The organism is Clostridium sp. (assembly GCF_030532265.1).
GTDB lineage: Bacteria > Bacillota > Clostridia > Clostridiales > Clostridiaceae > Clostridium.
In genome coordinates this window covers 1-3,032 of the sequence record NZ_JAUNLM010000117.1, presented here as the reverse complement: position 1 = coordinate 3,032, position 3,032 = coordinate 1, and the positions used below count along the sequence as shown (strand labels likewise).

Genomic DNA, 3,032 nt, shown 5'->3' with positions numbered 1-3,032 from the left:
ATTTCTATTTTTATAGTGCATCTAACATACTTTAAGTACCTTCTCTAACTCCTTTCCTCAGTTAAAGATTTTTACTTATTAAAACCTACCTTAAGTAAATTAGAATTTTATTACTTAACTAAATTTCCAAAATAAGAACTTACATTAACCTTATTACTAATATATCATCTAATTTCACTTCACTAATATCACAAGGCTTATTACCTTTTAAATAATATTGTAATCCTAGAGCCTTCATTGTTCTTTTAATGTTTTTAATTAATCTTTCACTTCTTCTTTTATAGCCAAAATTACGTAGTAATGTTCTTAGTTTTATTCTTACATGAGTACATCCCTTTATATAAACTAATCTAAGTTTTATGAATCTAAAAAATGCTTCTATATAATTTTCGTCTTTCTCTAACTCTGTAATTTCATATGAACTTCCTATTTCTTTAAGTATTCTATTTATTACCTGAACTTCATCTTCATAGTCTAGAGCTTCACATCTTTCTCTACATAAGGAAATTGCTTTGAAGAACTTATATTTACTTTTTCTATATCTAGGCTCTATTAAGCTATTGCGATTATCCCATAAATTTTCTTTTAAGAACTTTTCATCTGATAATTTAAAGTTACAGTAATCTAAAAATAGAGCTATATCCTGTGGTGTATATAAATATTTACTCAAGTTTATCACCCTTTATCTTATTGCATTTAGAACATAATAGCTGTAGATTGTCTAGGGTTGTAAGTCCTCCCTTTGATATTGGCTTTATATGATCAATTTGAAACATCCCTTTAAAGTTTGATGTATATCCACATTTATTACAATAATAAAGTCCTTCATTATTCATATAGCTTGAATATACCTTATCTTTAATCTCTCTAGCTTTTTCTGGTGCAACTTTTTCTAAATCATATAATGATAATTTACTTAACTTACGTTCTTCTCCTACTACTTTTGGAATTTCATCATAGCTTTCATATGTTCCTTCTACAATGTCTATCTCTATTTGTAATTGTCTTACAAAGTACATTTTCTTATTAAAATAAATACGTATTATTCCATCTTCTTGATTCCATAAATCATCTATATACTTTCTAATTTCTGAACGACGTAAATCTTTATGAACTATATCCTTAGCTATATCTGTTAAATTTAGCTTTTGACGATCTATTTCTTTAAATGGTATAAAGTTAGGCTCACACTCTTTTTGTGCATAGTATTTTAAGATGTATTCTATATCATTCTCATCATATTTAGGTAGCATATAATCATCAAAATATGTGTCTTTAGCAACCTTTAATAACTCTTTCATTGTTTTATCTGGTATAACTTCATCTTCAATATTATATGATTCAAAAAATACAGGTAAATCTTTTATAAATTCCTCATATTGTTTCTTAGTACTATCATAAACTAAAACTTGATGATTTCTTTCCATCATATTATCATCTATAAAAGTGAAAGCATACATTCCAAGTGGAACTCTCTTCATAAATCCTATAGCTTCTAATTTAGATGTATCTACTGTATCATCCATAAGCTTTGCAAATTCCTCAATCTTAGCAATTGATATAAGTCTAATATCATTTCCACTACTATTACTAGGTGTATCATCTATAAAATCATCTTCATTTTCTATTAAAGTTTCTGCATTTACCCAAGCTATATGTTCTTGCCACTGATCTATAAAACTAACTATATAAGCTTCCTTAGTTCCTCCTGCTTGTTCCCCTCTTAAAGCTCTTCCAACCATTTGAGTCATTAATATTGTAGATACTGTAGGTCTTGTTAAAAATACAGTTTTTGTTTGAGGTAAATCAACACCTTCAGTTAATATATTTACATTTATAAGAACCTTTATTTTTTCTTCTCTATAGTTTTTAATCTGTAATTCATTTTCTTTATCAGAAATATCAATACCTATAAATTCAGCCTTAGTTCCGGAGACTATAACTCCAGCTGGAATACCTGCCTTTTCAAATAATCCTCTTAAAGCAATGGCATGAAGTCTATTTAAGGCAAATATGATAGTTTGTCCATACTTATCTAAATTAGCTAGATATCTATCTACTATTAATTTATTACGTTCTTTATTATTTGCAATATCATTTGCAATATCATCAGGCAAATTATCTAAATATTCTATGTTCTTAATTGCTTTTAATCCCATGTTGTTTCCAACCTTTATTTCTGTTTCGCAAGCTTCAAATAAAGGTCTTGATAATATTTCTTTCTTTATTAAATCCTTTAAATCTATTTTAAAAACTATACCATCAGTGAAGATCTTAGCTAATAATCCTTGCTCATTATCTGCTGTTCTAAAAGGAGTTGCAGTTAATCCAAGTAACTTAACTTTCTCTATCTTGCTATAAACATAGTCTATAAGTTTTCTATAAGACTTAGCAGTAGCATGATGAGCTTCATCAATTACTAAATAAACTTCCTCTTCTCCACTTAACCATTTACCAATAGAATCTAAATTGCGTATAGCACTATCCTTGCTAATTATAAGAATATCATCACTCTCTTTTATATTTATAGCTTGGTCGTGTTTTCCAGAAACAATTCTATAATTAAATGATGAAATATTATATAATAAATCAGAGTAAGCTGTTTTTTGAAAGGTATTAGCTGCTTGCTCAAGTAATAAATGACGATGAGCTATCCATAATACCTTTTTATTATTATTTACTGCCTCCTTTAATAGCCAATAAACCCCTGTAAATGTCTTACCACCACCTGTAGGTAGCACTAATAAAGAACTAAAACTCTCTCTTTCATTTAGCTTGTTTAATTTCTCAACTGCATCTTTTTGATGTTCATATAAAGTTCTATTACTTTTACCTTTGGCTACTCTTACTTCACCTGCATATGTAATATTAATTTTTTCTTCCATAAATATTTTCATCTCCCATTTTTCTATAATTTCCTTTTTATAAAATTAAATATCTTAATGATATTTCATAATAATAAAAAAATTAAAATCTTATAGAAATATAAATTTGTACAAATACTAAAAAGCACCGCTATACTAAAACGGTAC

The 3,032-nt window shown here is 27.3% G+C and carries 2 protein-coding genes; both read right to left on the bottom strand.

Annotation, left to right across the window (positions count from 1 at the left end):
* Window positions 1–139: 139 nt before the first annotated feature.
* Window positions 140–679 (bottom strand): hypothetical protein, encoded by a 540-nt coding sequence (locus Q4E08_RS12000; protein WP_303131238.1) that lies wholly within the window; start codon window positions 677–679, stop codon window positions 140–142.
* Complete coding sequence (locus Q4E08_RS11995; protein WP_303131236.1) at window positions 663–2,885, bottom strand: DEAD/DEAH box helicase family protein; 2,223 nt, start codon at window positions 2,883–2,885, stop codon at window positions 663–665. The genes Q4E08_RS12000 and Q4E08_RS11995 overlap by 17 nt, the downstream gene beginning before the upstream one ends.
* Window positions 2,886–3,032 lie beyond the last annotated feature (147 nt).